At 62.4% G+C, this 2,405-nt stretch carries 2 protein-coding genes; both read right to left on the bottom strand.

The genetic code is table 11. From position 1 onward, the window contains the following. A partial coding sequence (locus ABT116_RS42790) for a hypothetical protein (protein WP_351646120.1) occupies window positions 1-235 on the bottom strand: 235 nt, incomplete at its 3' end. A gap of 7 nt (window positions 236-242) precedes the next feature. Beyond that, the coding region (gene mfd / locus ABT116_RS42785; RefSeq protein ID WP_351646118.1) for a transcription-repair coupling factor at window positions 243-2,405 on the bottom strand (2,163 nt) is incomplete at its 5' end.

The following is a 2,405-nucleotide window of genomic DNA, read 5'->3' as shown; positions in this document are numbered from 1 at the left end:
GTTCGGCGCGAATCATCTTTACCCCAGCGGCAGACAACGCCGCGATCTTCGGCTCGGCGGTGTCCATCATCACAGTCACCGCGGCGCCGGGTGTCGTGGCCGGCAGTGCGCCGCGTACCGAGTCGGGGACGTCCGGGTCGATATCGATCGCGCCGGACAAGAACGGGAGCGCCTCTATCGGAAAGACATGCGGCCGCAAAGGATCGAGCAGTACGACGACGGGCGATTCGTTCACTGTGCGCTCACGCCTCGACCAGGACGGCACCGGCGGCGCGCCCGTCTATCGCCAGGATGAAGTCCGCGATGTACTGGAGTAGTTCGACGTCCCGCAGACGATCCGAGCCGACTCCGCCGGTGCGAGGCAGCGGGAGTTGCACGAGCCCGGTCGTTGCCCGGTACTGCGCGCTCGGATAGATCCTCTTGAGCCTGATCTGTTTGGAATCGGGCAGTGACATAGGCGAGATCTTGAGCTGAGTTCCGGTGACGGCGACTTCCTCCAGTTGATACTCGCGGCAGAGGAGTCGAAGCTTGGCCACCGAGATCAGCCGTCGAACCTCTTCGGGCAGTGGGCCGTAGCGATCGACCAGTTCTTCGACTACGGCAGCGATGCCGTCGGAATCGGTTGCCGCAGCGAGCTTGCGGTACCCCTCCAACCTGAGCCTGTCACTGGTGACGTAGTCGGGCGGGATGTGCGCGTCCACCGGTAGGTCGATCCGGACTTCCTTCGTGCCCTCGTCCATTGTGATCGGCTTGCCGTCGGCTGCAGCCCGGAAGGCTTCGACCGCCTCACCGACCAGCCTGACGTACAGATCGAACCCGACCCCCGCGACGTGGCCGGACTGCTCTGCGCCCAGAACGTTTCCGGCTCCACGGATTTCGAGGTCCTTCATCGCGACGGCCATACCCGCGCCGAGGTCCGAATTCTGCGAAATCGTTGCCAACCGGTCGTATGCCGTTTCCGTCAAAGGCTTTTCGGCCGGGTACAGGAAATAGGCGTATCCACGTTCACGACTACGCCCGACGCGTCCGCGAAGCTGATGCAACTGCGAGAGGCCCAGCGAATCCGCGCGTTCGACGATCAGTGTGTTCGCGTTCGAGATGTCCAGACCGGTTTCGATGATCGTGGTACAGACCAACACGTCGAAGTCGCGTTCCCAGAATCCCTGCACGGTCTTTTCGAGAGTGTCCTCGTTCATCTGACCGTGCGCGACGACGACGCGAGCCTCCGGGACGAGTTCGCGAATCTTCTTGGCTGCCTTGTCGATCGAGCTGACGCGGTTGTGTACGTAGAAGACCTGGCCGTCGCGCAACAGTTCGCGCCGGATGGCCGCGGCGACCTGCTTGTCGGCATACGCGCCGACGTAGGTGAGGATCGGATGACGTTCTTCCGGCGGCGTGAGGATCGTGGACATCTCGCGAATCCCGGCCATACTCATCTCGAGAGTACGAGGAATCGGGGTAGCCGACATCGTCAGGACATCCACATGGGTGCGCAGTGCCTTGATGTGTTCCTTGTGCTCGACTCCGAATCGCTGTTCCTCGTCGACGATCACAAGCCCGAGGTCCTTCCAGCGGATACCGGTCTGCAGCAACCGGTGAGTACCGACGACAATGTCGATCTCACCTTCCGCCATGCCTGCGATGATTTCCTTCGAGTCCTTGGCGTCGGTGAAACGGGACAGCCCTCGCACCTTCACCGGGAACGACGCCATTCGTTCAGTGAACGTCTGAAGATGTTGCTGTGCAAGCAGAGTCGTCGGAACCAGCACCGCCACCTGCTTGCCGTCCTGCACTGCCTTGAACGCGGCGCGAACGGCGATCTCCGTCTTGCCGTACCCGACGTCACCGATGACCACCCGGTCCATCGGAACCGGCTTCTCCATGTCGGCCTTGACCTCACTGATAACGGTCAACTGGTCGATCGTCTCGGTGAACGCAAATGCGTCTTCGAGTTCCTTCTGCCACGGCGTGTCCGGGCCGAACGCATGCCCGGGAGCTGCCTGACGCGCAGCGTAGAGCTGAACCAACTCACCCGCGATCTCACGAACTGCCTTGCGGGCCTTACGCTTGGTGTTTGCCCAGTCGGATCCACCGAGCTTGCTCAGCGCAGGCAACTCTCCACCGACGTACCGGGAAAGTTGATCGAGTGATTCCATCGGGACGAACAGACGATCGCCCGGGTGGCCACGCTTGCTCGGCGCGTACTCGATGACCAGGTATTCACGACGCGCCCCGCCGATGGTGCGTTCGACCATTTCGACGAACCGGCCGATACCGTGCTGATCGTGCACGACCATGTCCCCTGCCGACAGCGCGAGGGGGTCAACCTGATTGCGGCGCTTGGCCGGCAAACGCTTTCCGTCGCCGACCGCCGCAACACGGTTGCCGGTCAGATCGGACTCGGT

The sequence above is a fragment of the Streptomyces sp. NPDC002130 genome, assembly GCF_040296465.1.
Classification (GTDB): domain Bacteria; phylum Actinomycetota; class Actinomycetes; order Streptomycetales; family Streptomycetaceae; genus Streptomyces.
The sequence above is the reverse complement of the archived record's forward strand: the minus strand, read 5'-3'. Positions and strand labels throughout refer to the sequence as shown.